At 26.5% G+C, this 1542-nt stretch carries 2 protein-coding genes; both read right to left on the minus strand.

Annotated elements, in window-relative coordinates; genetic code table 11:
- Positions 1-157: 157 nt before the first annotated feature.
- Positions 158-502, minus strand: a complete 345-nt coding sequence (locus tag JFN88_RS25505) for a ribosomal protein S19 family protein (RefSeq protein ID WP_199021359.1) — start codon at positions 500-502, stop codon at positions 158-160.
- Between the two features lie 7 nt (positions 503-509).
- Positions 510-1343: a 50S ribosomal protein L2 gene (rplB, locus tag JFN88_RS21350; RefSeq protein WP_199021360.1), complete on the minus strand. Its 834-nt coding sequence runs from the start codon at positions 1341-1343 to the stop codon at positions 510-512.
- Positions 1344-1542: the final 199 nt, after the last annotated feature.

A 1542-nucleotide genomic window follows, 5' to 3' on the forward strand; every position in this document is an offset into this window, starting at 1 on the left:
AACTAGAATTTAAAACATTAGTAGTTTTATTAAATTGTCCTGTATATAAAAAATTTGAATGTGATTTTATTATACCTAAACGTAAAAGAGATGGGTTAACTTTATATGTCATATTATAAATAAAAAAATTTAAAATATTAAATGTAAAAAGAAATTATTATTTTTTCTTTTTTGCCAAACGCTTACCCTTCTTTTTTTTTGCATGACCTGTATAATTTCGTGTAGGGGACATTTCACCCAATTTTAAACCTATTAATTTACTTTTCAAAAAAGAGGGTACAAATCGTTGACCATTATAAATAGCAATTGTATGTTCTTTCATAAAGGGATAAATTATAGAAGATCTAGAATATGTTCGATAAAATCTAGAAATATATTCTTTAGTTATAGTATTATTATTTCTTTTTTTTATTAGTCGTTTCTGTTTCATTTCCCTTTTCATTATGTCATTTACTTTAGACAAAAGGTGATAATGTAAAAATCCATTATTTTTTGTAGTCATAAATTAATTATTTTCTACTTTTAAATCTTTTTAAATAAAGATCACTCCACTTTCTTAATTTTCTTGTTTTTACACCTAAAGCAGGTTTTCCCCATGGTGTATAAGGATGTTTACGACCAATAGGAGCTTTTCCTTCTCCTCCTCCATGTGGATGATCTACAGCATTCATTGCAGAACCTCGAACATGAGGACGTTGTCCTAACCACCTAGCACTTCCTGCTTTTCCTAAAACAATAAGTTTTTTTTTCTGATTACCTAAAACACCAATTGTAGCCCAACAACTATCCGGAAAAAATCTTTTTTTTCCAGATGGTAAGCGTAAAGCAATATAGTTTTTATATTTAAATAATAAAGTAACTTTAGTTCCAGCAGAACGAGCTAATTGACCACCCTTATTTGGATGAAATTCTATATTATGTGCAGTAAATCCAATAGGAATATACTTTAAAGGCAACGAATTCCCTTCACTTAAATATGCTTTTGGTGAAGATAAAATAATTTTACCTATATATAAATTTTGAAAAGTTAATATATATTGTTTATCACCATCTATATAATGTACAAGTGAAATTAAACAATTTCTATTTGGATCGTATTCAATTGTTTTTATTTTTCCAGGTACGCCTATTTTAGAATACTTAAAATTAATAATACGATAAATTCTTTTACAACCTCCCCCACGATGACGACTTGTAATGATACCTCTATTATTTCGACCTTTTGAACGTAAAAATCCAAATGAATTTTTCTTTAAAGGTTTTAGATTTTTCGTTAAAATTCGAGTTAAATTTAAACTCAATTTGTGACGACGTCCTGGAGTTATTGCTCGAAAATGACGCATAAAACAATGAATAAACACGAAATCGATTAGATGTTGCAATAGCAACATCTAATCGATTTTTTTTTACTTTTTTTACTTTAGCTTTAATTTAATGAATTTTTTATTGTCTATTAATAAAGAAAAAACATATTCATTAGTAGAATAAATTAGTCCTTTATTAAAATAATATTTCTATTTGTTTAATAAAAGGAGCAAAAAT

Source organism: Paenibacillus roseus (assembly GCF_016424485.1).
GTDB classification, from domain to species: domain Bacteria; phylum Bacillota; class Bacilli; order Paenibacillales; family Paenibacillaceae; genus Paenibacillus_D; species Paenibacillus_D roseus.

Coding starts and splice junctions, on each gene's coding strand:
- JFN88_RS25505 (WP_199021359.1), bottom strand. CDS start 502: ATGACTACAAAAAATAATGGATTTTTACATTATCACCTTTTGTCTAAA.
- rplB (WP_199021360.1), bottom strand. CDS start 1,343: ATGCGTCATTTTCGAGCAATAACTCCAGGACGTCGTCACAAATTGAGT.